The sequence below is a fragment of the Evansella tamaricis genome, from assembly GCF_019042215.1.
Lineage (GTDB): Bacteria > Bacillota > Bacilli > Bacillales > Salisediminibacteriaceae > Evansella > Evansella tamaricis.
In genome coordinates this window covers 1-22,674 of the sequence record NZ_JAHQCS010000092.1, presented here as the reverse complement: position 1 = coordinate 22,674, position 22,674 = coordinate 1, and the positions used below count along the sequence as shown (strand labels likewise).

At 38.3% G+C, this 22,674-nt stretch carries 24 protein-coding genes; 1 reads left to right on the top strand and 23 read right to left on the bottom strand.

The window, feature by feature from the left end:
- Positions 1-33 precede the first annotated feature (33 nt).
- The 21 genes from dnaG to rpsU form a co-directional block, all read right to left on the bottom strand.
- A complete protein-coding gene (dnaG, locus tag KS419_RS10010; protein WP_217066257.1) occupies positions 34-1,842 on the bottom strand; it encodes a DNA primase in 1,809 nt (602 codons plus the stop codon).
- A 245-nt stretch (positions 1,843-2,087) separates the two neighbouring features.
- Entirely contained in the window at positions 2,088-2,543 is a 456-nt protein-coding gene (locus KS419_RS10005; RefSeq protein WP_217066255.1) for a YaiI/YqxD family protein, read from the bottom strand.
- A 313-nt stretch (positions 2,544-2,856) separates the two neighbouring features.
- Positions 2,857-3,681 carry a pyruvate, water dikinase regulatory protein gene (locus KS419_RS10000; protein ID WP_217066253.1) on the bottom strand — a complete coding sequence of 275 codons (825 nt, stop codon included), beginning with the start codon at positions 3,679-3,681 and terminating at the stop codon, positions 2,857-2,859.
- A gap of 22 nt (positions 3,682-3,703) precedes the next feature.
- A complete protein-coding gene (gene ccpN, locus KS419_RS09995; protein WP_281419786.1) occupies positions 3,704-4,351 on the bottom strand; it encodes a transcriptional regulator CcpN in 648 nt (215 codons plus the stop codon).
- 80 nt (positions 4,352-4,431) lie between these two features.
- Positions 4,432-6,528 carry a glycine--tRNA ligase subunit beta gene (gene glyS / locus KS419_RS09990; RefSeq protein ID WP_217066252.1) on the bottom strand — a complete coding sequence of 699 codons (2,097 nt, stop codon included), beginning with the start codon at positions 6,526-6,528 and terminating at the stop codon, positions 4,432-4,434.
- Complete coding sequence (gene glyQ, locus KS419_RS09985) at positions 6,521-7,411, bottom strand: glycine--tRNA ligase subunit alpha (protein WP_217066250.1); 891 nt, start codon at positions 7,409-7,411, stop codon at positions 6,521-6,523. Before glyQ ends, glyS begins: the two co-directional genes overlap by 8 nt.
- A gap of 291 nt (positions 7,412-7,702) precedes the next feature.
- Positions 7,703-8,452 (bottom strand): DNA repair protein RecO, encoded by a 750-nt coding sequence (recO, locus tag KS419_RS09980; RefSeq protein WP_217066249.1) that lies wholly within the window; start codon positions 8,450-8,452, stop codon positions 7,703-7,705.
- Between the two features lie 42 nt (positions 8,453-8,494).
- On the bottom strand, positions 8,495-8,641 hold the full coding sequence (locus tag KS419_RS09975) for a YqzL family protein (RefSeq protein WP_217066248.1): 147 nt from the start codon (positions 8,639-8,641) through the stop codon (positions 8,495-8,497).
- A 319-nt stretch (positions 8,642-8,960) separates the two neighbouring features.
- On the bottom strand, positions 8,961-9,869 hold the full coding sequence (gene era, locus KS419_RS09970; RefSeq protein ID WP_217066247.1) for a GTPase Era: 909 nt from the start codon (positions 9,867-9,869) through the stop codon (positions 8,961-8,963).
- Complete coding sequence (locus KS419_RS09965) at positions 9,859-10,260, bottom strand: cytidine deaminase (RefSeq protein WP_217066246.1); 402 nt, start codon at positions 10,258-10,260, stop codon at positions 9,859-9,861. Before KS419_RS09965 ends, era begins: the two co-directional genes overlap by 11 nt.
- 36 nt (positions 10,261-10,296) lie before the next feature.
- The gene (locus KS419_RS09960) at positions 10,297-10,686 is read right to left on the bottom strand and encodes a diacylglycerol kinase family protein (protein WP_217066294.1); all 390 of its coding nucleotides are present in this window, start codon (positions 10,684-10,686) and stop codon (positions 10,297-10,299) included.
- Complete coding sequence (gene ybeY, locus KS419_RS09955; protein ID WP_217066245.1) at positions 10,670-11,137, bottom strand: rRNA maturation RNase YbeY; 468 nt, start codon at positions 11,135-11,137, stop codon at positions 10,670-10,672. Before ybeY ends, KS419_RS09960 begins: the two co-directional genes overlap by 17 nt.
- Positions 11,134-13,425, bottom strand: coding sequence for an HD family phosphohydrolase (locus KS419_RS09950; protein ID WP_217066244.1), 2,292 nt, complete (start codon positions 13,423-13,425; stop codon positions 11,134-11,136). Before KS419_RS09950 ends, ybeY begins: the two co-directional genes overlap by 4 nt.
- A 47-nt stretch (positions 13,426-13,472) precedes the next feature.
- Positions 13,473-14,435: a PhoH family protein gene (locus KS419_RS09945; protein ID WP_380086056.1), complete on the bottom strand. Its 963-nt coding sequence runs from the start codon at positions 14,433-14,435 to the stop codon at positions 13,473-13,475.
- A 14-nt stretch (positions 14,436-14,449) separates the two neighbouring features.
- Positions 14,450-15,637: a sporulation protein YqfD gene (yqfD, locus tag KS419_RS09940; RefSeq protein WP_217066239.1), complete on the bottom strand. Its 1,188-nt coding sequence runs from the start codon at positions 15,635-15,637 to the stop codon at positions 14,450-14,452.
- Positions 15,638-15,644: 7 nt separating this feature from the next.
- Positions 15,645-15,941, bottom strand: a complete 297-nt coding sequence (yqfC, locus tag KS419_RS09935) for a sporulation protein YqfC (protein WP_217066237.1) — start codon at positions 15,939-15,941, stop codon at positions 15,645-15,647.
- A gap of 238 nt (positions 15,942-16,179) precedes the next feature.
- Positions 16,180-16,701, bottom strand: coding sequence for a hypothetical protein (locus KS419_RS09930; RefSeq protein ID WP_217066235.1), 522 nt, complete (start codon positions 16,699-16,701; stop codon positions 16,180-16,182).
- A gap of 44 nt (positions 16,702-16,745) precedes the next feature.
- Positions 16,746-17,741 carry a flotillin-like protein FloA gene (floA, locus tag KS419_RS09925; protein WP_380085946.1) on the bottom strand — a complete coding sequence of 332 codons (996 nt, stop codon included), beginning with the start codon at positions 17,739-17,741 and terminating at the stop codon, positions 16,746-16,748.
- A 26-nt stretch (positions 17,742-17,767) separates the two neighbouring features.
- Positions 17,768-19,093 (bottom strand): NfeD family protein, encoded by a 1,326-nt coding sequence (locus KS419_RS09920; protein WP_217066232.1) that lies wholly within the window; start codon positions 19,091-19,093, stop codon positions 17,768-17,770.
- A 345-nt stretch (positions 19,094-19,438) separates the two neighbouring features.
- Positions 19,439-19,882, bottom strand: coding sequence for a GatB/YqeY domain-containing protein (locus tag KS419_RS09915; RefSeq protein ID WP_217066230.1), 444 nt, complete (start codon positions 19,880-19,882; stop codon positions 19,439-19,441).
- Between the two features lie 17 nt (positions 19,883-19,899).
- Positions 19,900-20,073, bottom strand: coding sequence for a 30S ribosomal protein S21 (rpsU, locus tag KS419_RS09910; RefSeq protein ID WP_078597226.1), 174 nt, complete (start codon positions 20,071-20,073; stop codon positions 19,900-19,902).
- Between the two features lie 189 nt (positions 20,074-20,262).
- On the opposite strand from rpsU, the gene KS419_RS09905 reads away from it, so the two are divergent.
- On the top strand, positions 20,263-21,183 hold the full coding sequence (locus KS419_RS09905) for a Na/Pi symporter (protein WP_217066228.1): 921 nt from the start codon (positions 20,263-20,265) through the stop codon (positions 21,181-21,183).
- A 148-nt stretch (positions 21,184-21,331) separates the two neighbouring features.
- Here KS419_RS09905 and deoC read toward each other — a convergent pair whose 3' ends face one another.
- Positions 21,332-22,006: a deoxyribose-phosphate aldolase gene (gene deoC / locus KS419_RS09900; protein WP_217066227.1), complete on the bottom strand. Its 675-nt coding sequence runs from the start codon at positions 22,004-22,006 to the stop codon at positions 21,332-21,334.
- Between the two features lie 402 nt (positions 22,007-22,408).
- The coding region (locus KS419_RS09895) for a hypothetical protein (RefSeq protein ID WP_217066225.1) at positions 22,409-22,674 on the bottom strand (266 nt) is incomplete at its 5' end.

The following is a 22,674-nucleotide window of genomic DNA, read 5'->3' as shown; positions in this document are numbered from 1 at the left end:
CTATAATTCAAGACAGTATCCGCATCACCTATATTATGTGTTCTTCAATGCTTGCTCCATTTTTATGATATCCATACCAATGGTGGCTGCTTTATGGTAATCTTTTGCATCTTCTGCTTGTTTCCTGGCTAGTTTTAATTTTTCAATCTCTAACTTTTGAGGATACTTTTCCACTTGCCTAATATAATCGTCTAGCTCTTGCTCAGACAAATCTTCCGGAAGTGTCATCATCGCAAGTTCAGTCGTTATTCGTTTTAAATGTTCGTCAGGTAGTTGTTCTATAAAAAGCGATATATTGGACCCGTAACCTTCACTATAAAAACTGTATAGGTGGGCAGCAATCGCTTGGTATTGATCTATGTTAAATGCTCCCCCAATACGGTCTTCCACTTGAAAGGCAACACTTTTATTTTGTAACATATATGCCAAAAGCTTTCTTTCCGCAACCTCATGTGCAGGTAAAATCCGTTTTGGAGTTACTGTAAGCTTTGGTATCTGTTTTGAATGGGTTTCACGCCTCTGTTGTTTGGACTGGGATTTATAAATTTGAAACTGCTCTTGTTTTAAAGCTTCTAAAGAGATCGAAAACTCATCTGCCAGTTGTCGCAAATAATGATCTCTCTCTACAGCATGTTTTAACTTACTAATTTCATGTAGTATGCTTTGGATATATTCCAGTCGTTGTCCTTCATCTTGGAGATTTTTACCTCTTCGAAAGAATTGGAATTTAAACCCCATTAATGTTAAGCTTTGACCTATTACATCCTGAGAAAACCGTTCACCACCAAATTTTTGAATATAATCATCTGGGTCCATACCATCAGGAAGTCTTGCCACTCTAACAGAAATGCCTGACTGTTCCAGTATTTTTGCATTTTTGAAAGTAGCATTTTGTCCTGCATTATCTGAATCATAACAAAGAATCACTTTATCAGTATTTCGATGCAGTAATTTAACTTGCCCTTCCGTTAACGCTGTACCCAATGTGGCTACTCCATTATCTATACCCGCTCTCCATGCAGCAATAACATCCACATATCCTTCAAACAAAACAGCCTCGCTCTTTTTCCGTATGACTTTCCTTGCCTCATGTATATAATAAAGAATTTGGCTTTTATTAAATACATCAGATTCTGGACTATTTAAATATTTCGGATTACCATCCTTGAGTATTCTTCCCCCAAATGCAATGATTTCCCCTTGTTTATTCCAGATGGGGAACATGATACGGTCACGGAATCGATCAAACGGTTTTTTGTCAAATTCCCTCACTGCAAGTAATCCACATTCCACCATTTCAGACATTGGAAGTTCCCGTTTGTTTAAAAAATTAGTCAGAAAATCCCAAGAATTTGGAGCATACCCAATTTGAAAGTGATCAATAGCTTCTTTTGTAAAACCCCGCTGTCTAAGATATTCCCTTGCATCTTTCCCTTCATCTGTAGATATTAATACATGATGGAAAAGTTTTGCAGCAAGTAGGTGCCCTTTATACCAATGGGTTAACGCACTTTTTTCGTCCTTTGGTTTCACATCGAGGTCAACATCAGGTAATGAAACATTTCCTTTAGAAGCAATTTTGGCTGCTGCTTCTACAAAAGATAGTCCCTCCATTTCCATGATAAAGGAGAAAACATTTCCCCCAGCCCCACAGCCAAAACAATGGTACAATTGCTTTTCTGCGGATACGGAGAAAGAAGGTGTCTTTTCTCCGTGAAAAGGACATAATCCAGTGAGATTTCTTCCTTGTTTTTTTAATTGAACATATTCACTAACAACGTCCACAATGTCAACGGATTTTCTAATCTCATCAACTTTCTCCTCCGAAATTCGTGGACTCAACTCTTTCACCAACCTTTACTTAAGAAAAGCGCAAGCGCCTTTGGTCACAAGCTAGGGCAGTGGAACTAGACAACTTGCCCGAAGGTGCAAAAACTTATACTTGCTTACCTTTTAAGAAAAGCGCAAGCGCCTGATATCTTCTGCCACAATTGATGTAGTAGTCGATATAAATAAAACATTTTTTTATCTTGCTCTTTAAAAAAGGGATGGCGTATATAATTTCGCCTTCTCCGCCAAAATTCCTGCTAAATAGACATTATTTTTTCTAATTCATACAGAAAGTAATCACGATCTTGCTGTGTAAGCTTTTTTGGCCCTTTAGTTTTCCCCCCAGCACGTCGTTTTTTTGCAGCAAGATGCCTTGAATCCAACAAGTAATCGATCTTTTGATCAGTAATCCAATTTCCTCTGGATGTAAGAATTAAAACCCCTTTTGCAAGTAGTAAACTCGATAGCCCAAGATCATCCGTAATAGCCAGATCACCTTTTTTAATTAGATTAACTATTTTTAAGTCTGCGGCTTCTCGGTCCTGATCCACCATAATATGGGTCACTAGTGATGGAAACTCTTCTTTTCTCATATGAGCATAAGAAGATACAAACATTACTTGAGCATCATTTTTTTTTGCAACTTCCAATATTTCTTTTACTACAGGACATGCATCTCCATCGACAAATATCTTTCCTATTTTCTTTTGCATAGTTCTGTATTCTACATCCTTTTAAAGATTCCTTCTTTCAAATTCGTTTCCCCTAGAATTTATCCCATTTACTATCTTTACCAAAATAAATAGAAAAAGTCTTGACATTTACAATTTATTTGTTCTTTTTTTGTTTTATGCTTATTTATTATGAAATATTATAAGAAATCACAATATTTCATTATATAGTATCAACAAAAATTACGCTAGACATTTGCACCATAAATTATACATATTTCCAAAAAAAAAAGAATATCGAACTTTTTGAAGAAAAAAAGTACAGATTCCCATGAATCTGTACTTTCGAGAAGAACTAAAGTTTTTTCTCATTATTTTTTTGAATCATGTGATGAATTAAATTGGCTGTTTCCTCCACTGCTTTATTAGAGACATCAATCACTTGACACCCAATCTTCTCCATTATTTTCGTGGAATATTCTAATTCCTCCTTGATTCGGTTAAAGTTGGCGTAAATCGCTTCGGCTTTCAGTCCAAGTGACTTTAATCGTTCTGTACGAATGGAGTTTAACTTTTCTGGACTTATACTTAAACCAATGACCTTCTCCTTTGAAATGGTATATAATTCCTCGGGAGGTTCCACTTCAGGTACAAGTGGAATATTAGCAACTTTTAAGCGTTTATGGGCTAAGTATTGAGATAATGGGGTTTTTGATGTACGTGAAACCCCTACAAGTACAACATCAGCCCTTAATACACCTCTCGGATCTCGACCATCATCATATTTTACTGCGAATTCTATTGCCTCTACTTTTCTGAAGTAGTCTTCGTCCAAAGTGTGCATCAGTCCAGGTTCATTTCTTGGTGTTCCACTACACTTCGTTTGAAGAAGATTCATCATCGGGCTTAAAATATCACACATGGGAATATTAGCTTTCTCCGCTTCCTTAATTAAGTATTCCCTCACCTCAGGTACTACCAATGTAAAGGCAATTAAACCACCGTTTTCTTTCGCTTGCAAAATGACTTCTTCTACAGTACCTGTATCTTCAACATAGGGAATACGTCTAATTTTTATATTTGAATGGATGAATTGACTCGCAGCAGCTTTCACCACCATTTCAGCCGTTTCCCCTACAGAATCTGAAACAACATATACAATTTCGTGTGTGTCACTCATTTAAATTGAAGTCCTCCTCTCACTAATGAAAATCATCTAGAGCAATCTGGACAAGTGCTTTCGTCATATTCGTTTTAGTAATTCTTCCAATTACTTCGTATTTTATGTTACCGTTTATTTCCACATCTCGAACCACTGGCAATCCATCAATCTGTTTATTAATTAATTTATTAGCCGCCTCAAATAGCAGATCTCCTTCATGACACATTGTAATATTCGGCATCCTCGTCATAATGATACTTACAGGGACTGATTCCAAGTTCTGTTTTCCCATACTCGCCCTTAAGAGATCTTTCCTAGACAAGACTCCAACAAGGTGGGAATCACCATTAATAACAAATAATGTGCCAACATCTTCGAGGTATATTGTACAGATGGCATCGTAGACGGAAGCAGATTCATTTACCACAACCGGGACAGACTGATATTGTTTTACCGTCAGTTTTTTAACCCGCTCCGTCAGTAACTGGGCACCTGTTTTACCAGTATAAAAATAACCGACCCTCGGTCTTGCATCTAAAAATCCTGCCATAGACAGAATTGCTAAATCAGGCCGTAGCGTTGCCCTTGTTAACGATAACTTTTCAGCAATTTGCTCTCCAGTTATGGGCCCATTGTCCTTTACAATCTGTAAAATCGTTTCTTGTCTTTGATTCAGTTCGATTATCATCACCGCCCTCTGCCAAAGGCAATTGTTCATTTATATCATACTTGAATATGAAAGCACTGAAAAACGATTAGTAGTTAGCTTTATTCTTCACCATGGAAGACAATTGACTGAAAGTCTGCAAAAATAGAAATTAAACTAGAAGTCTCTTTCATTTGAGCAAGACGATTTTGTTTAATCACCGTATCTTCGGTCATTACCATAATATTATCAAAATAAGCGTGTATTGCTGGTTCTAATTCCTTTAACTCATTATAAACATCTTGCACTTTCCCAGCTTTCAGTAAAGCTGAACATTTCACTTTCACTTCTTTTGTCAGTTGGTATAATTGTTTTTCTTTATCCGATTCAAAAAGGGTTTCATCAATATCTTTTTTCTCTTCGGAATCCTTTTTGGCAATATTAGTAACACGGCTGAAGGCTTCCACAACCTTTTTAAAGTCGGTACTAGTGATTTCATCCATTAAAAATCTTGCTTTAGAAAATACAAGTTGAATCTGACCAATATCAGATTTCGTAACGGAGTCTACTACATCGTAGCGGACACCTTGATCTTGAAGCAAAAATTTAACCCTAAGAGTAATAAACTCCACCAAATCTTCTTTCACCGTCTCTACCGGTCTTTTCAAAAGTCCCCGTTTGTCCGCTAACAGAAGCGATTCTGTAAAAATGTCCAAAATGTCGAAGCTCCAACCTTGTGCTAAAAAGGTTTGGATGACCCCAGCAGTGTTTCTTCTTAAGCCATGTGGATCTTGTGATCCCGTTGGTATTAAACCGATCCCAAAGCTGGTTACAACAGTATCCACTTTATCGGCTACACTAATTACTGCTCCTATATCAGTCTCAGGTGGCGAATCACCCGATTGCTTCGGTAAATAATGTTCATATATTGCTTTTGCCACTTCTTTGTCTTCTCCGGATTTAAGAGCATATTCCTCTCCCATTCGGCCTTCCAGTTCAGGAAATTCTCCTACCATGTGTGTTACTAAATCTGCCTTGCTTAAATAAGCAGCCCGTTCCACCTTTTTCTGTCTGTTTACATCCATTTGAGCCATTCTGCCTAACGTTACACCAAGTTCCTTTATTCTTCTAACTTTATCTCCCATGGATCCTAATTCCTCATGATACACAATGGATTCAAGTCTTTTTAACCCATTCTCCAAAGGATGCTTTAAATCTTCATTATAAAAGAATTCAGCATCGGCTAGACGAGCCCTTAACACTTTTTCATTTCCTTTTTGGACATTCTCTAAGTGACGATGATCCCCATTTCTGACAGTTACAAAATAAGGGAGCAGTTCCTTCTCTTTATTTTTCACCGGAAAGTAACGTTGATGTTCCCTCATAGAAGTAATCAAAACATCATCAGGGATAGTCAAAAATCGTTCATCAAATGTGCCATATAAGGCTGTAGGGTATTCCACTAAATTTGTGACTTCCTCTAATAAACCTTCATCAATAGGTATTTCCCAGCCTTCCGTTTCTGCAATCCGCTCTATCTGCATTCGAATGGCGTCTTTTCTCTCCTTTGGATCAACGATAACAAATTCACCTAACAGGAGTTCTCTGTAACTTTCCGGTTGGTCAATTGTTATCTTTTTCCCAAGAAAACGATGTCCAAGTGATTCTTTTCCAGTTTTTACATTCGTTATTTCAAAAGGAATAATCTCCGTTCCATAAAGAGCTACTAACCATTTAATCGGACGTACATAACGAAGGGAGTTGGACCCCCATTTCATATTTTTTGGAAAAGATAAGCTTGTAATAACTTCTTTTAAGTCAGAAGTTAATAATTCTTGAGTGTTTTTTCCTTTCATATGTTTTTTCACAAAAACATATTCCTCATTCTTTATTTCCTTAAAGTAAAGGTCATCTACAGAAGCGCCTTGTCCCTTCGAAAATCCTATGGCCGCTTTTGTCCAGTTTCCTTCCCCGTCTAATGCAATTTTTTTTGAGGGACCTTTAGCCTCTTCTTCCAAGTCAGGTTGACATTCGTCTAATCCGTTTATAAATAAGGCTAAGCGTCTCGGTGTAGAGTATTTTACAACAGATTCAAAGGCGATACGGTTCTCCTTTAACCAGGCTTCCATATTTTCTGCTAAGTGATTCATGGCATTAGTAACAAACCGTGCTGGCATTTCTTCTAACCCTATTTCTAACAAAAAATTCTTTTTATTCATTCGTCTCACCTACTTTGTTTTTTAGCATAGGAAAGCCTAAGTTTTCTCTTACATTGTAATACTCTTTTGCACATTGTCTGGCTAAATTTCTAACCCTTCCGATATAGGAAGTACGTTCTGTAACAGAAATGGCTCCTTGAGCATCTAAAAGATTAAACACGTGGGAACATTTTAATACATAGTCATAAGCTGGTATAACTAAGTTTTCTTGTAACGTCCGTTTTGCTTCCTGTTCATACGTTGCAAATAAGTTAAAGAGCATTTTACTGTCTGCAACTTCGAAAGAGTATTTAGATTGCTCAAACTCGTTTTGCAAGAAGACATCCCCATAAGTAAAGCCATTGACCCATTCTAAATCATAGACATTTTCTTTCTCCTGAATGTAAGATGCAAGCCGTTCTAATCCATATGTAATTTCTACCGCCACCGGGTTAGCATCCAATCCTCCAACTTGTTGAAAATAAGTAAATTGAGTGATTTCCATTCCGTCGAGCCAGACTTCCCAGCCTAATCCCCAAGCAGCAAGGGTAGGTGCTTCCCAGTTATCTTCCACAAAACGAATATCGTGTTCTTCTGCATTAATCCCTAATTCTTTTAAACTTTCCAAATACAATTCCTGAATATTGTCTGGGGACGGCTTCATAATAACCTGAAATTGGTGATGCTGATATAGCCTGTTTGGATTTTCTCCGTACCTTCCGTCTGCGGGACGACGGGAAGGTTCCACATATGCCACGTTCCAAGGTTCTGGACCAATACTCCTTAAGAATGTCATGGGATTCATGGTACCTGCACCCTTCTCCACATCATACGGCTGTAAAACTAAACAATTTTGATCTGCCCAGAACTTCTGTAATGTTAAAATCATTTCCTGAAGATTCATTTCTTTCCCTCCAATGTATAATTACTTTTTACAGTATTAAAAAACTCCCGCCTCTATGTCATTAGACATAGGGACGAGAGTTTACCCGCGGTTCCACCCTAATTGCTAGTTCCCTAGGAAATAGCCTCTTTCAAGTATGTACTCAGGAATGCCTTTCCTTATAGTCCGTACCCCCGGCTTCCACCACCCCAGGTTCGCTCTTGTACAGAGTATTATAAGTACTCTTTTCCTTCACAGTACCAAACATTAATTTAAATCAAATATTACTTAAAAACATTCCACATGTCAACCTTAGGAATCATACAATCTGTCCACCTGATCTAAAAAACGTTTTGATTTTAAACGGACCCCAACGTAATCATCATAATAAAAACCTAATATATCTTTCAGTTGTTTTTTCGTTTCAGCCTTTACCCGTATATTTCCAATACGTTTTACATCTATCTGTTGAAAAAGGAGTAAGAGTTTATGTACAGATGGAAGAAGGACGATGTAATGGGGATCTTCCCCTTTACATCGTTGACAGAGGACACCCGCATTTTTAACAGAGAATACAAAGGGTTCATAAGAAAATCCACAGAGTGAGCATTTGTCTAATACCGGAGTAACACCAGCAACTTGAAGCATTTTAGTTTCAAATATTCTAGTGAGAATGTCTGGATCAATTTCTTCATCAAGAAAATGAAGCATTTGAAAAATGAGCTCAAATAAATATGGATTTCTTTCATGATCATCCGTTAATTTATCAAGCAATTCCACCATATATGCTCCATGGGCAGTTAATTTCAAATCACTTCTTACATCTTTAAAGGAATCGATGATATCTGCCGAATTTAGTGTTCCAATACCAGAGGTTCTTTGATAAACAAATATTCCATAAATAAAAAGTTGAGCACTGGAAGCAAAACGACTTTTTGGCCGTTTCGCCCCCCGTGCCATTAATGCTACTTTTCCATTTTCCCTTGTAAATAAAGTCAGTATTTTATTCGTTTCACCGTAATCATTCGTTCGAATGATAATACCTTCAACTTTGTTAATCACATCAGTTCACCACCAAATAGGATTGGCGGGATTTAGAGGCCGTTAATGTGTGGAAGAGTCTACCCCCTTTATGTCAGGCTCTTCTTCTTCATACTCAGGAAATGTTCCGTCCCGTTCCACTTCCTTAAATAACAAATACGAATCGATGTTACCAGTCATAGAAAAGACTTTCCAAGTTAAGTCCATCATGATAACTCCACCTTTCAAAAACAGACTTAGTTTTAAGGGTGTAACTTGTTATCTTGACCTCTACGTTTAGGTTGACCTCTATTGCCCATTTCATGTTATGGAAATATTAACAATTGATTTTCAGTATAATGTTCTTAAACTAATCATAGTCGTTCTTATTTCAAAAAACAATGGGTCCACTTGTACTTTTCGAAATTTTTTAAACCTTCAATTAATATGCAAAACATATTATTTTAACATATTAAAAGGTGCAATCAAAGAGATTGAAGTAAAATACTTCATTTTCCACGATTGCACTAACTAGAGAATTTGTTTACCTTTAGTATTCATCATCACGATAACCAAATTCGTTTAAATATTTTGGTTTATTACGCCAATCTTTTTCCACCTTTACCCATAATTCCAGAAAAACTTTTGATCCCAGTAATGCCTGTATATCTTCCCTCGCAAGACGACCAACTTCCTTCAGCATTTTCCCCTGCTTACCAATAACAATCCCCTTTTGGGAACTCCTCTCCACAACAATGACAGCTCCCACGAAAACAGCATTGCTGTCTTCCCTACGCTTAATTTGCTCAATTTCAACAGCAATAGAGTGGGGAATCTCTTCATGGGTTAAGTGCAATACCTTTTCCCGGATCAATTCTCCCATTAAAAATCGTTCCGGATGATCGGTAACTTGGTCTGCCGGATAATATTGTGGTCCTTCATCCAAATACTTAAAAACTTGATCTATCAATGTGGTTACATTATTTCCATGTAAAGCAGATATGGGAACCACTTCTGTAAACTCCAATTCATGACGATAATTTTCAATAATTTTCAGCAATTCTTCCGGGTGTACTTCATCGATTTTATTGATGACAAGAAACACTGGGGTATCTACATTTTTTAACCGTTCCATGATGAAGTCATCGCCACGGCCTCTGCCTTCTTTCGCATCCACCAAAAAAAGAACCGCATCCACTTCCCTTAAAGTAGTTGTGGCAATTTTCGTCATAAAGTCACCTAGACGATGTTTTGGTTTGTGGATACCAGGGGTATCAATAAAGACAATTTGTCCACGTTCTTCCGTATAAACCCCTTGTATCCGATTCCTCGTCGTTTGTGCTTTGTCACTCATGATAGCTATTTTTTGCCCAAGCATCTGATTTAGCAAAGTGGATTTTCCAACATTAGGTCTGCCAATAATAGCAACGAATCCTGATTTTAATTCCTTATTGCTCATTTAAATCCTCCGGTGAAAAGGCACCTGGCAACAACTCTTCCACTGTCCATTCGGCCACGTCCCCTTTTAAATTTGTCAAAATGATTTTAGTATCTCTCTGCAGAAGTTCTGATATCACTTGACGACATGCACCACATGGAGAGACTGGACCATCCGTATCTGCTACCACGGCCATTGATTGAAATGTACGAACACCTTCAGAGACAGCTTTAAATATAGCTGTCCGCTCTGCACAATTACACATACTGTAGGCAGCATTTTCTATGTTACACCCATGATAAACAGTGCCGTCTGTTGCTAGCAGTGCAGCACCCACCTGAAATTTGGAATAAGGTACATACGCCTTTTCACGGGCTTTTTTAGCTTCCATAATTAATAAACTTGTATCCATCGTTTCACCTTCACTTCTTCTATGTATAATCTATTTTTAAAAAAAAGCTATCATTTTCGGAACAAGAATCACTATGCCTACAATAACTGCAGTTAATGAAAAGATAAAAACAGCACCTGCAGCAGCATCTTTGATAATTTTTGCCCTTTCATCATACGTTTCAATAATTAAATCAACCGTGTGTTCCAACGCTGTATTTATCAGTTCAAGTGCCAATACCCCTCCAATTACAATAGCTAGAACAGCCTGTTCTAGGAGAGGGACACGGAGGATTTGAGATAAAATCAGTACAAGAAATGCAACGATTAAGTGTACTCTAAAATTTTGCTCATTCCTCCAAGTATGTCCAATTCCAATTGATGCGTACTTAAAACTTTTTAAAAGTCTCCTCCACGAGACAAACTTCCGGTCATTTTTTGATGCCATGTTTTTCAAGAATTTCCTCTTGTCTAGAAAACATTTGCTTTTCAGTTTCTTCTTTGTCATGATCATAACCAACTAAATGGAGGAAACCGTGGACAGCCAAAAAACAAAATTCCCGTTCTAAGCTATGTCCATAATCCTTCGCCTGCTCTTCAGCCCTTGGAACCGAGATAATAATATCACCTAATAATTCTGGTATACCTTGCTCAAACTCCGTTTCGTCCCCTTCATTTAATGCAAAGGAAAGAACATCTGTCGGTTTATCAATCCCACGATAATCACGATTAATTTCTTGGATTCTTTTGTCATCCACAAAGGTTAGAGAAATTTCCACATTCTCAGCAACCTTCTCCATTTTTATTGCCGTACTCATTACATCTCCAATTAATTTTATCATTTCCTCTGATACTTTACTTGTTTCATCATGAAAGCCAATTTGGTTTAATTCGATCATTTATCATCACCCTTTATTTTATCTTCCCCTTTTCGAGAAATATCTTCCGGATATTCAATTCTAGTATGGAAAGTCCCATGCAATGTTTCACAAATGGAAGTGGCAATAATACTTAATTCCTTTAATGTAAGGTCACATTCATCGAATTGACCATCTTCTAGCCTGTCTGTAATTATTTTTCTCACAAGTGTTTCAATTTTATCCGGTGTTGGTTTATTCATGGAACGGACTGCCGCTTCCACACAATCTGCAATCCCAACAATGGCAGATTCCTTCGTTTGGGCTTTAGGACCTGGATAGCGGAACTCTTCTTCTGGTACTTCTTTATCTGTTTCTTGTTTTGCCTTGTGATAAAAATACTTTAATAATGTCGTTCCGTGATGCTGCTCCGCAATACCAATGATTTCCTTTGGCATTTTATGTTCACGTAATAATTCTGCCCCATCATACGGATGTGCAATAATAATTGTCTTACTTAATTGCGGCGAAATTTTATCATGGGGGTTATCGATTTTCATTTGATTTTCAATGAAAAAGTGTGGTCTTTTCGTTTTACCTAGATCATGATAATAGGCACCTACTCTTGCTAATAATCCATTTGCACCAACAGATTCACAAGCCCCTTCCGATAGATTAGCAACCATTACACTATGATGATATGTTCCAGGCGCATCTAATAATATTTTTCTTAATAAAGGGTGGTTTGGATTTGAAAGTTCAATGAGTTTCGTTGTTGATAACACCCCAAACCCCGCTTCAAAAAACGGAAGTAAACCTAGGGTTAATACAGCTGCAAGGAACCCTGACATAGCAGCAAACCCCATATGAGTTCCAATTTCAATCATGCCATATTGTCCATTTCTTAGCATGATCAAAGCTAGAATAACAAATACATTTAATAAGCCCACAAAAATTCCTGATTGTAGAATTCTCATAATTTTATTTGATTTATTTAGGAAAAAAACACCAGCTATCGAACTGAAAAATACATAAACCCCATGGGAGTAATCTAAAATACCTGAAGACTGATCATTAAATATAATACTTGATACAATAGCTAATACCATGCTTGTAAAAAGGGCAATCCGTGAATTTATTAAAGTAGTAATCAACATTGTCCCCATGGCAACAGGCACGATATAAGTAATACCATTTACTTCAATTAAATGAGTTAGACTCACAAGTTTTATAAGAGCTAATGTGACGAAATAGATGATAACATACATTAGTAAATGTGTATTATTTGTTTTTATTGACGTATTGGCGTCATTTAAATAGTAAGCTAGCATACTAATTAATATAATGACTAGAATTCCTAGGCCAACATACGGGTAAATGATAGAATAATCATCTAATAGCCCCACCAGGGCTAATCGATTGTAAATCTCAGAAGTAATCATTTGCCCTTCTTCTACGATCAATTGTCCTTCCCTTATCATAACAGAGTCAATTGCTTCTACCGCTTGTTCTCTGGCCTCTTCAGTTGCTTCCTCGTCTAAGAGGTAATTTGCAATAATGCCAAATCGGGCCATCTCAATCATGGCCCGAGCACGATGCAAGCTTGGATCATCAGTGGAATTTATAACCAGTCTTTCCGCTCTTGTTCGAGCTTCTTCCACCTCATCAACCTGAATGTCATCACTCATTACAGCATAAATTGCACTCGTAGTGGTTTCCTGAGCAATCTCTAAATCTTCTTCCGAAGTTTGGATCAATGTAACTAATGTTTCATCGGAGAGATCCTGAGCAGTGTGCTCATGTATGATATTGCGAACTTTCTCTAGCTGCTCATCTATAGTGATTGGTAAAGGAATACTTGCTGTAAGTGTTTCAATTAACTCTTCCGTATCTTCTTCCTCCATCACTTGCTCTTCCTCTTCTTCTGCCCTCTCCAACAACAGTTCAATTTCACGTTCTATAGCAGTGATTTCCTCTTCCCGTTCTCTTGCTTCCCTCTGTACTTGCTTTATCGTTTGAAAAATATCATTTATTCTTTCGATCTGGTTTTGTGCATATCTTGTTTTCGTAGAGTAAATCGGTTCTACACTTTCATATGCATCCTGTTTCAGTCTATCAGTTTCTTCTTTATTTTCAATTGTAATGGGGGATCTAATATCCTGTTCAGCGACTGTTCCCGGATCTATTTCTAACGTTTCTGGTATGACATTCGTAACCGTTAACGAATACGTAATAATACCTAGTACAACAAATAAAAAAATTCTTATATAACGATGGTTTTTCATTTTTTGCCACCATTTCAGGTGATCAATTGATGTACGTTTCCCCACTTTTCTTCACCTCGGTCGAGAATTAGAAATCGGACGACTTCTATTTTCTACTCCTCTTTTTGGTCTAACTTTTCATACGCATCAATAATTCGTTTTACTAGCGTATGTCTAACGACATCTTGAGACTCTAAGTGGATAAAAGAAATTCCCTTTACGTTCTTCAATATGTTTAATGCTACCCTTAACCCGGAGTTTTTCCCCCTAGGCAAGTCTATTTGTGTCATGTCCCCAGTAACTACCATTTTGGAACCGAATCCTAAACGGGTTAAAAACATTTTAATTTGTTCAGCCGTTGTATTTTGAGCTTCATCTAAAATAACAAAGGAATCATCTAGTGTCCTTCCCCGCATATAAGCTAGCGGTGCAACTTCAATTGTTCCCCGTTCCATTAAACGAGTTGTTTGTTCTGTTCCCAATACATCATGTAATGCGTCATACAAAGGCCTCAAATAAGGGTCCACCTTTTCCTTTAAATCACCAGGCAAAAAACCTAGACTTTCTCCTGCCTCCACGGCAGGTCTTGTTAACACAATTCGTTTAATGTGTCCCTCTTTTAGGGCGTGTACTGCCATAACAACAGCAATATAGGTTTTTCCAGTTCCCGCAGGACCTATCCCAAATACAATATCATGTTTTCGGATCGCTGAAACATAATGTCTCTGACCTAACGTTTTCGCAAGTATTGGTTTCCCCTTTGCACTAACAGTAATCTTGTCATCATATAAATCAGGGAGTTCCGAAAGCATCCCACGTTCTGCCAACTGTGCGGCATAGACAATATCCCGCTCCTGAACAGTAATTCCCTTACGGATCAATTGAAGAATAGTAAAAAGAATCTCTTCGATCTGTTTTATTTGCTCTTCTGTACCATAGATCGTTACTTCTTCTCCCCTAGTTAAAATGGTTGTCTTATAAGCTTCTTCCAGTCTCTTTAAATGACCGTCATGGGGCCCAAATAAAGCTTGTACTTCATTCGCATTTTGTATGGCTAACTGTATAGTCTGTTTCATTTCTGTCAATCGTCTCAGTCTCCTTGAATTATCGGTTGTTTCTCAGCAATTTCATCCACGATTCGATAATGGATGATTACCTTAACTTTACCATCCTCAACCTCGTGGTGCAAAACTTTTTCTCCAGTTATTTCCGCATCCTCCGAAAACTCTTTGCTTAATTTATCTTTCCCTGTTTTCTTCCCAATTTCAATGGCTTCTTCAATCGCCTCTTCTACCTCTATTTCGTATGTTTCAAGGAGATCCCTATATCCGTAGTAAAAAGGCAACTGCAGACCAAATATGGACCAGGATGACTCAAATATTTCTTTTTTATTATTTACATATTCCGGTGGGTTCCATCCCCAAAATGGCAATTTTACATTTCCAATATGAAGATAATGAGTTCGGTATCTCTCTCCAGTAGCTGCATAAAGAGTCTGAGATAATGGAACTGTGACACCAGCCTCAAACCAAATTTCACCTAAGACCGTTCCCTTTGCAGAAACCTTTAGTTCTTCCCCCTCTTTTCCGATCAACCCTGAAACGAGCAAGTCCCCTTTTTCCACAACTTGATTTCGTTCCACATTTGCCCTGCCTTCCTCAACAAATAAATCGTATATAACAGCCTTCCTTGTTGCCACTAAATGTCCAGGGGCTTCCTCTGGTTCCCTTTCTGCTAATTCTTTTTCAACGACCTGAAAGTGATAGGTTGTACCTTTTCTCGTGACACCAATCCAGGTGGCATTCATTATTTCATCTGTAACAATTGATTGAATTTCTTCTGGCGGTGGAATTCGAAACTGAAAAGCACCATTTCTAATTCCCAATTCTGTTACGGCTTGTCTTAACTCATGTTCCACTTGAGGCGATGCCCCTTCTATTTCCACTCCCCAGACCATATTTGATAGCATATATAACAAAAATAGAAATCCCACACCACCAAATAACAATCCGTTACGTTTCCACAATTTTCGGATAAAAAAAGGGAATCCCCTTCGCTCAATGAAATTAATTTTGCAATCTGATACTCTAGCAAGTTGCCTTAAATACTTAACCTCGTCCAACAAAACGGAACAGACAAGGACATCCTTGCCTACATGATTAATATTCCAAATCATCAACTTTTGATCAATACAGCGATTAATAAACATCTCTGGATATGCCCCTGTTATTTTTATCCGAACATATCCTGTTACTTTATGCAGCCATTGATTTTTCATTTCCGCATCACCTACCTGAACTCCCCTCTTTTATAAAACGGATATCTTGAATAACCCCTTCCAACAGCATTTCTTCTGGAAGGATATTCTTAATGACAAAATTACTCCCGACAACAAGTAGTTCCCCCTCTGTCAAACGGAGCCGGAGTTCTTCTTTTGTAAATCGAATAACTCCTTTATGATTTTCAATGTATATATGAAAGTTACCAATTAAGGTCACTCTCGGTAAGTCCATCATGACATCAGCTGGAAGATCCATTTGCTCTGTCATCCACTGTCTCATTCTTTTCTTTAATTGCTTCATGATGAACCTCCTTTCCACTAATATGTATGATTCTACTCCCTTTCCTATCACATAAAAGTATTGAAATTAACTGTTGAAAAAATAGGGTAATAAAAATATTAGGAAAACTTGGCTTGTCGCCAAGTCCTAATGGTGAAAGCCTTAGTTTTTCTAATCCTTTAGTGAAGTTAAATTTTTTTTAAATACAAAAAACGCCGGGAATAATTCCCGACGCCAAGGTCTTTATGTCATTCATTATTTATCTTGATTTTCTGGACTTTGGTTTCCCTAATATCTCTGACCAAATAATCCCTTTCACTGCTTCTTCACGGGAAATTTTGCTGAAATCCAACCGGACATTGGAAATGGAATCATTGCTGATATCACCATTAAGTATCGGTGAGTTTTCCAAAGTTTTCGCCTGTTCTAACGCCCGCTCTTTTCTTTTTTTAACTTGTTCATACCGTTCATTTAGTTCTCTGTTTGATTTTTCAACTTCACTCTCTAAACTAGAATCTAATTCATAAGAATGTATCGTATTTGGAGCTGTAGATTCCTGTTGATTTCGTTGATCAGACGGATCTTGTTCTTGCCGGAAAATTTCCCGCCAGTCCACTTCATCTTGCCGCTGCGTTGTCGTAGTCGTTTGACGTCTTGGACTACTTGTATTAGTTGTATCTTTCTTCCCCCCACGACCTTGGAGTAAGCTTAGAATCGCTGCAATGACAAAAAAGAGAATGAGCGGGTTATTCCCAAATAAATCAAATAACCCTTGCATCATCTATCTTCTCCTTTCCTACAAAAGGATAACTGTTAGCCTTTGGCTTATTTGCGTCGGTTATTATTGTCATCTTGTCCGTCATCAGTCGCTTTTCCGATAGATTCACGCATATCTGTATCTGCCATGACATTTTTCATGTTCATATAATCCATAACACCCATGTTTCCTGAGCGGAAAGCTTCTGCCATTGCAAGTGGAACTTCTGCTTCTGCTTCCACAACCTTCGCACGCATTTCCTCAACTCTCGCTTTCATCTCTTGCTCTTGGGCAACGGCCATTGCACGACGCTCTTCCGCTTTCGCCTGTGCGATTTTCTTATCTGCTTCTGCTTGGTCTGTTTGTAAAACTGCACCAATATTTTTACCAATATCAATATCTGCAATATCAATGGATAGGATTTCGAATGCAGTACCGGAGTCTAGACCCTTTGATAAAACGGTTTGAGAAATACGATCCGGGTTTTCTAACACTTCTTTATGATTTTGTGCAGAACCGATGGTGGAAACAATCCCTTCCCCAACACGGGCGATAACTGTATCTTCACCAGCACCCCCAACGAGGCGGTCGATGTTCGCTCGAACTGTAATTCTTGCTTTGGCTTTCACTTCAATACCATCCATGGCTACACCGGCAATAAACGGTGTCTCAATTACTTTAGGGTTAACACTCATTTGAACGGCTTCTAATACATCACGTCCAGCAAGGTCAATAGCTGCTGCACGTTCGAAAGTCAACTCGATGTTTGCACGTTGTGCTGCAATCAATGCATTAACTACTCTGTCCACATTACCCCCTGCAAGGTAATGACCCTCAAGTTTATTAATATTAATATCCAAACCTGCTTTTACTGCCTTAATTAGTGGGTTAACAACACGTGCCGGAATTACTCGACGTAAGCGCATCCCTACTAAAGTGAAAATACCAACCTTCACACCTGCTGCCCATGCTGAAATCCAAAGTGCTACTGGTACAAATGTAAACAGGATAGCAAATGCTACAATAATTAATCCTAAAACAATAATAATCCCAATTTCCGTCATCATTACTTCCTCCTCTTAAATCTTACTCACTCTTTAGATTCATGTACTTCCCGAACAACAATCCGGGACCCTGCAGTTGAAACCACTTTCACTTTCCTTCCCTGTCCAATATATCCTCCTTCAGAAACCACGTCAAGTCGTTCATCAGTAAATAATGCAGTACCTGACGGGCGAAGTACCGTTAACGTCATTCCTGTTTTTCCTATAATTTCCTGACGTGTAACATTGGACACATATCCTTCCTCAGTTTTTGTAGCGTCTGTATGAATTACCCTTTTTAGCGGGCCACGATAACCAACGTATTTAAAAAACAGGATGGATACAATAATCGTTAAAACTGTTGCTATTGATAGGGATATTAAAATATGAAAGGTGGAATAGGATGCAAGTACCATACTTCCTATTATTGCCCCTATTCCTATTGCCCCGAAGATCCCAAACCCCGGCACAAAAACTTCTATAATAAGCAGGACAATACCCACACCGAACAAAATGAAGGTTTCCATTCCCGCAAAACCTGCAACCATGTGTCCAAAAAAGTAGAGAAACAATGCGGACAATCCCATTATTCCTGGGATTCCAAATCCAGGTGAATATAGTTCCAGCACTAACCCCATACTTCCAATGGAAAGTAGAATTGGAATAACGATTGGGTGTGTAACAAAACGGGCTATTTTTTCAGCAAAACTGACTTCCATTTCCCGTTCTTCTGCATTTTGTAATCCAAGGAACTCAAGAAGTTCTGCACGATTATTTACTACTGCTTCGGCATATCCCACTTCCAGTGCTTCGGAAGAAGTTAATGTTAGCAGTTCTTTACTAGGTGCTAAAGGGATATCAATTTCCGGATCAGCCATCGCTAAAGCATAGATAGGATCACGATCATTCAGTTCCGCAGCGTTTCTCATTCTGGCAAGCCATGCAGAATGGGCTTTATCTTCTGCTGCCGTACCAGATCCGTCTATTACTTGTGCTGCTCCCATACTCGCACCTGGCATCATCACAATCTGATCTGCATTAAGGGAAATATAAGCCCCTGCGGACATTGCCTCATCTATGATAAAAGCAGTGGTGGGAATTGGGGAGTTTCGAATTAATCCTGCTATCTCTCCTGCAGCATCAACGAACCCTCCAGGTGTATTAATCTCGAATACTAAGTGATCTGCCCCTTCATCTAGTGCTGTATTAATGGAGCGTTCAAGAAAAGCACCTAACCCACGTTCCACAGCTTGTTCAACTGGAATATAATAGACCAGTTTCCCATCACCTGTCCCTTCAGCAGATGGAATTAGGGAAAGTAAGAAACTAAATAGAATCATCGATGTAAATAAAATTAATCTAAGGCGTTTCATGAAGTTTCAGTCCTCCTTTCCTATCAAATAAATGGTTCCATTGGAGCTAATTTAACATACGGATTGCAGGAAAAAAAGTTTCAAATGGAATAAAATATTCTCAATTTAATTATACTTATATTTTTGATCAAGTGAAACTCTTAAGGTGCATACATATATGAGCTTTCTATTAATTTTAACCTTTCAGAGAATTACATAACAGTTTCTGATATCGGTAGTTAATTATTAATGGGAAATACGACTCAAGCCTCAGGAAAGGAGCTATCTTTATTATGGTGTTATTCCAATATATAGCGGGTGATATACGTAAAAAACGCCTTGTTTATAGAAACAAGGCGTTTGATATCAAGATAATGATTTTATAACCAATTGATTAACTTTTGAGCCATCTGCTTTCCCTTTTACTTTGGGCATAATAGCTCCCATCACTTTCCCCATATCTGCTTTCGAAGTAGCACCGACCTCTTCAATCGTATCCAGAATGATTTGTTGCAACTCTTCGTCAGATAATTGGGACGGCATATATACATTCAATATGTCAATTTCTTCCTTGGTTTTAGCAACAAGATCTTCTCGATTGGCTTGCTCAAATTCTCGGAGGGATTCTTTTCTTTGTTTCATTTCACGATTAAGAACAGTAAGGGCGTCTTCATCAGTTACTTCTTTTCCAAGTTTAATGGACTCATTTTGTAATTCCGACTTGATGGAACGTATGACTGACAGACGTTGTTTCTCTTTGTTTCTCATCGCATCTTTCATATCTTGATTTAATTGATCAAGAAGTTTCAAGGAAATGCACCCTCTCCTTAGAACTTACGCTTACGAGCCGCTTCCGACTTTTTCTTACGCTTAATGCTAGGCTTTTCATAGTGCTTACGCTTGCGAACTTCTGCCATCGTACCTTCTTTAGACATGGTTCTCTTGAAGCGACGAAGAGCAGCATCGATGGATTCATTTTTTCGTACACGTGTTTCTGCCATTCTGTATCCCTCCCTCCAAACAACCAATCAAAAGACACACAAAAATGCATGTCTTTGTTGATTATAAACGAATGCGGTGCGATGGTCAACTTAGTTCCCTATTTTTTTCGTTTTTAAACAAAGAAAATGAAATGCTTGTCATCCATGTACACTTTGTCCCATACATATATCATGAGGGGGGACGAACGAATGAATCATATTTTTTCTTTATTTGCCATTTATATCGCACTTTTTCTCTTTGGAATGACGGTAATGCGCCAAGGCCTCCTTCATTTACAAGAAAAAAAAATGTCCAATTGGTTAAAAAACGCCGTTGATAGTCCTTTCAAAAGTCTGATAATGGGAACAGCAGTTACAGCCGTTCTTCAAAGTAGTTCAGCTGTAATGATTATGACTGTTGGACTTGTTGCAGCAGGAATAATTCCATTTCGGCATTCTATCGGCATTATTTTAGGAGCAAATATTGGTACTGTTGTCACTTTGGAAATTATTGCCTTTGATTTAACGTGGCTAATTTTTCCATTATTAATCATTGGCATTCCTCTTCTTTTTACAAGGAGCCAATTACTATTTTGCGTAGGGTGTTTACTATTTGGATTTAGCAGTATATTAATTGCCATCCATGGATTTGAAACATTAGCATATCCGCTCTCATCTCTATCGTTGATCTACGATTGGCTCCTTTCAACAAATGAAAGTAAACTGTTAGCTGTTTCTGTTGGTATTATCATGAGTGCCATAATTCAATCAAGTTCTGCTGTTACAGCAATTGCCATGAGCTTCATGAACGAAGAGTTTCTGAACTTGCCATCAGGTATTGCGATTATGCTTGGGGCTAATATTGGAACTTGCATGACAGCCTGGTTAGCAAGTGTAGGAGGGAGTAAAGAATCTAAGCTTACTGCTTATGCACATATTTGGCTTAATTTGCTGGGTGTCATCTTATTTTTTCCTTTTATCCATTATTTTGCAGTATGGATTAATTATATAGCCACCGTCCCATCGGTACAGCTGGCTCATTCAGCAATGATCTTTAATCTTTTAAGTTCATTTATTATTTTGGCATTTATCGATAAATTTGCGAAATTTATTCAATGGATTCACCGTTAACAGATGATCTGAAGTCAATAAGAAAACTTAGATATCACCTTAATAGTTCAACATGCCCGAAGGTTCCAAAAACCTAAAAATTTCCTTAAATAAGCACTTCCATTTTGGGTGGAAGTGCTTTTAATTAGTTGTTGGTTATAAAGTTTTTTTAATAGTCTCCATGTCCCTGTTCACCTTGAACAATCGCAATACCCGCACTGGCACCAATGCGGGTAGCCCCTGCTTCCACCATGTCCATTGCAGATTCGCGGTCACGAACTCCCCCTGATGCTTTAACACCAAGTTCAGGACCAACTATTTTTCTCATCAGTTTGATGTCCTCTACTGTTGCTCCACCACCTGAGAAACCTGTGGAAGTTTTCACATAATCCGCTCCAGCTTGAACAGACAATTCACAAGCACGAACTTTTTCTTCTTCTGAGAGCAATGAGGTTTCAATAATTACTTTAGTCAAGGCATGACCTTTTGCTGCGTCCACAACTGCCTGAATGTCTCTTAAAACAAGATCATCATTATTGTCCTTTAAAGCTCCCACATTAATTACCATATCTATTTCAGTAGCTCCATTTTCAATTGCGTTTTTCGTTTCAAAAGCCTTCACTTCAGGGGTGGTTGCACCTAGTGGAAACCCGATAACCGTACAGACTTGTACTTCTGGTATATCTTGTAATATTTCATACGCTGTATTTACCCAAGTTGGATTCACACAGACGGATGCGAATTTATATTCCTTTGCTTCATTGCATAATTGCACTATCTGATCTTTTGTAGCGTCCGGTTTTAACAATGTATGGTCGATCATTTTACCATATTCAATACTCACTTCTAATCATCCTCTCACTCATAAACATATAATTCTAGTATGTACTGCCAAATGGAAGCATATCATTTTTTCTCTACATTGGCGAGGACGTTCACAAAAATTTTAATTTTTCATTTTGTAAGAAAAGCGCAATCGCCTATGAACACGAGCGTAGGGCAGTGGAGGAATGACAACAGAAGTCCGCTCTTTGACTTCAGTTGTCATTTCCGAAGTCCCCCGCAGCGAGTAGGCGATGGGGCTAGACAAGGCTCGTTGCTTCCGAAACTTCTAGATGTTTATCTTTATAAGCTCCAACTTCTTACCGAAATCCTCCTCGAACATCCCGTTCGGGAACAACTTGAGCCATCTTCCGACCGAAATCCTTCTCCATCCGCTTGTTCGGGAACAATTTGCTCCAACTTCTTACCGAAATCCTTCTCCAACCACTCGTTCGGGAACAATTTGCTCCAACTTCTTACCGAAATCCTTCTCCAACCGCTCGTTCGGGAACAACTTGAGACAACTTCTTACCGAAATCCTTCTCGAACATCCCGTTCGGGAACAACTTGAGACATCTTCCGACCGAAATCCTTTTCCAACCGCCCGTTCGGGAACAACTTGAGACAACTTCTTACCGAAATCCTTCTCCAACCGCTCGTTCGGGAACAACTTCCTCCAACTTCTTACCG

Excerpts from the sequence above, each read along its gene's own strand:
- KS419_RS09905 (WP_217066228.1), top strand. The coding sequence starts at position 20,263 with ATGAATCATATTTTTTCTTTATTTGCCATTTATATCGCACTTTTTCTC.
- KS419_RS09930 (WP_217066235.1), bottom strand. The coding sequence starts at position 16,701 with ATGATGCAAGGGTTATTTGATTTATTTGGGAATAACCCGCTCATTCTC.
- ybeY (WP_217066245.1), bottom strand. The coding sequence starts at position 11,137 with ATGATCGAATTAAACCAAATTGGCTTTCATGATGAAACAAGTAAAGTA.
- KS419_RS10005 (WP_217066255.1), bottom strand. The coding sequence starts at position 2,543 with ATGCAAAAGAAAATAGGAAAGATATTTGTCGATGGAGATGCATGTCCT.
- yqfD (WP_217066239.1), bottom strand. The coding sequence starts at position 15,637 with ATGAAAAATCAATGGCTGCATAAAGTAACAGGATATGTTCGGATAAAA.
- glyS (WP_217066252.1), bottom strand. The coding sequence starts at position 6,528 with ATGAATAAAAAGAATTTTTTGTTAGAAATAGGGTTAGAAGAAATGCCA.
- KS419_RS09945 (WP_380086056.1), bottom strand. The coding sequence starts at position 14,435 with ATGAAACAGACTATACAGTTAGCCATACAAAATGCGAATGAAGTACAA.
- rpsU (WP_078597226.1), bottom strand. The coding sequence starts at position 20,073 with ATGGCAGAAACACGTGTACGAAAAAATGAATCCATCGATGCTGCTCTT.
- KS419_RS09920 (WP_217066232.1), bottom strand. The coding sequence starts at position 19,093 with ATGAAACGCCTTAGATTAATTTTATTTACATCGATGATTCTATTTAGT.
- KS419_RS09965 (WP_217066246.1), bottom strand. The coding sequence starts at position 10,260 with ATGGATACAAGTTTATTAATTATGGAAGCTAAAAAAGCCCGTGAAAAG.
- KS419_RS09960 (WP_217066294.1), bottom strand. The coding sequence starts at position 10,686 with ATGGCATCAAAAAATGACCGGAAGTTTGTCTCGTGGAGGAGACTTTTA.
- yqfC (WP_217066237.1), bottom strand. The coding sequence starts at position 15,941 with ATGAAGCAATTAAAGAAAAGAATGAGACAGTGGATGACAGAGCAAATG.
- ccpN (WP_281419786.1), bottom strand. The coding sequence starts at position 4,351 with ATGATAATCGAACTGAATCAAAGACAAGAAACGATTTTACAGATTGTA.
- floA (WP_380085946.1), bottom strand. The coding sequence starts at position 17,741 with ATGACGGAAATTGGGATTATTATTGTTTTAGGATTAATTATTGTAGCA.
- glyQ (WP_217066250.1), bottom strand. The coding sequence starts at position 7,411 with ATGAATCTTCAGGAAATGATTTTAACATTACAGAAGTTCTGGGCAGAT.
- KS419_RS09975 (WP_217066248.1), bottom strand. The coding sequence starts at position 8,641 with ATGATGGACTTAACTTGGAAAGTCTTTTCTATGACTGGTAACATCGAT.
- KS419_RS10000 (WP_217066253.1), bottom strand. The coding sequence starts at position 3,681 with ATGAGTGACACACACGAAATTGTATATGTTGTTTCAGATTCTGTAGGG.
- era (WP_217066247.1), bottom strand. The coding sequence starts at position 9,869 with ATGAGCAATAAGGAATTAAAATCAGGATTCGTTGCTATTATTGGCAGA.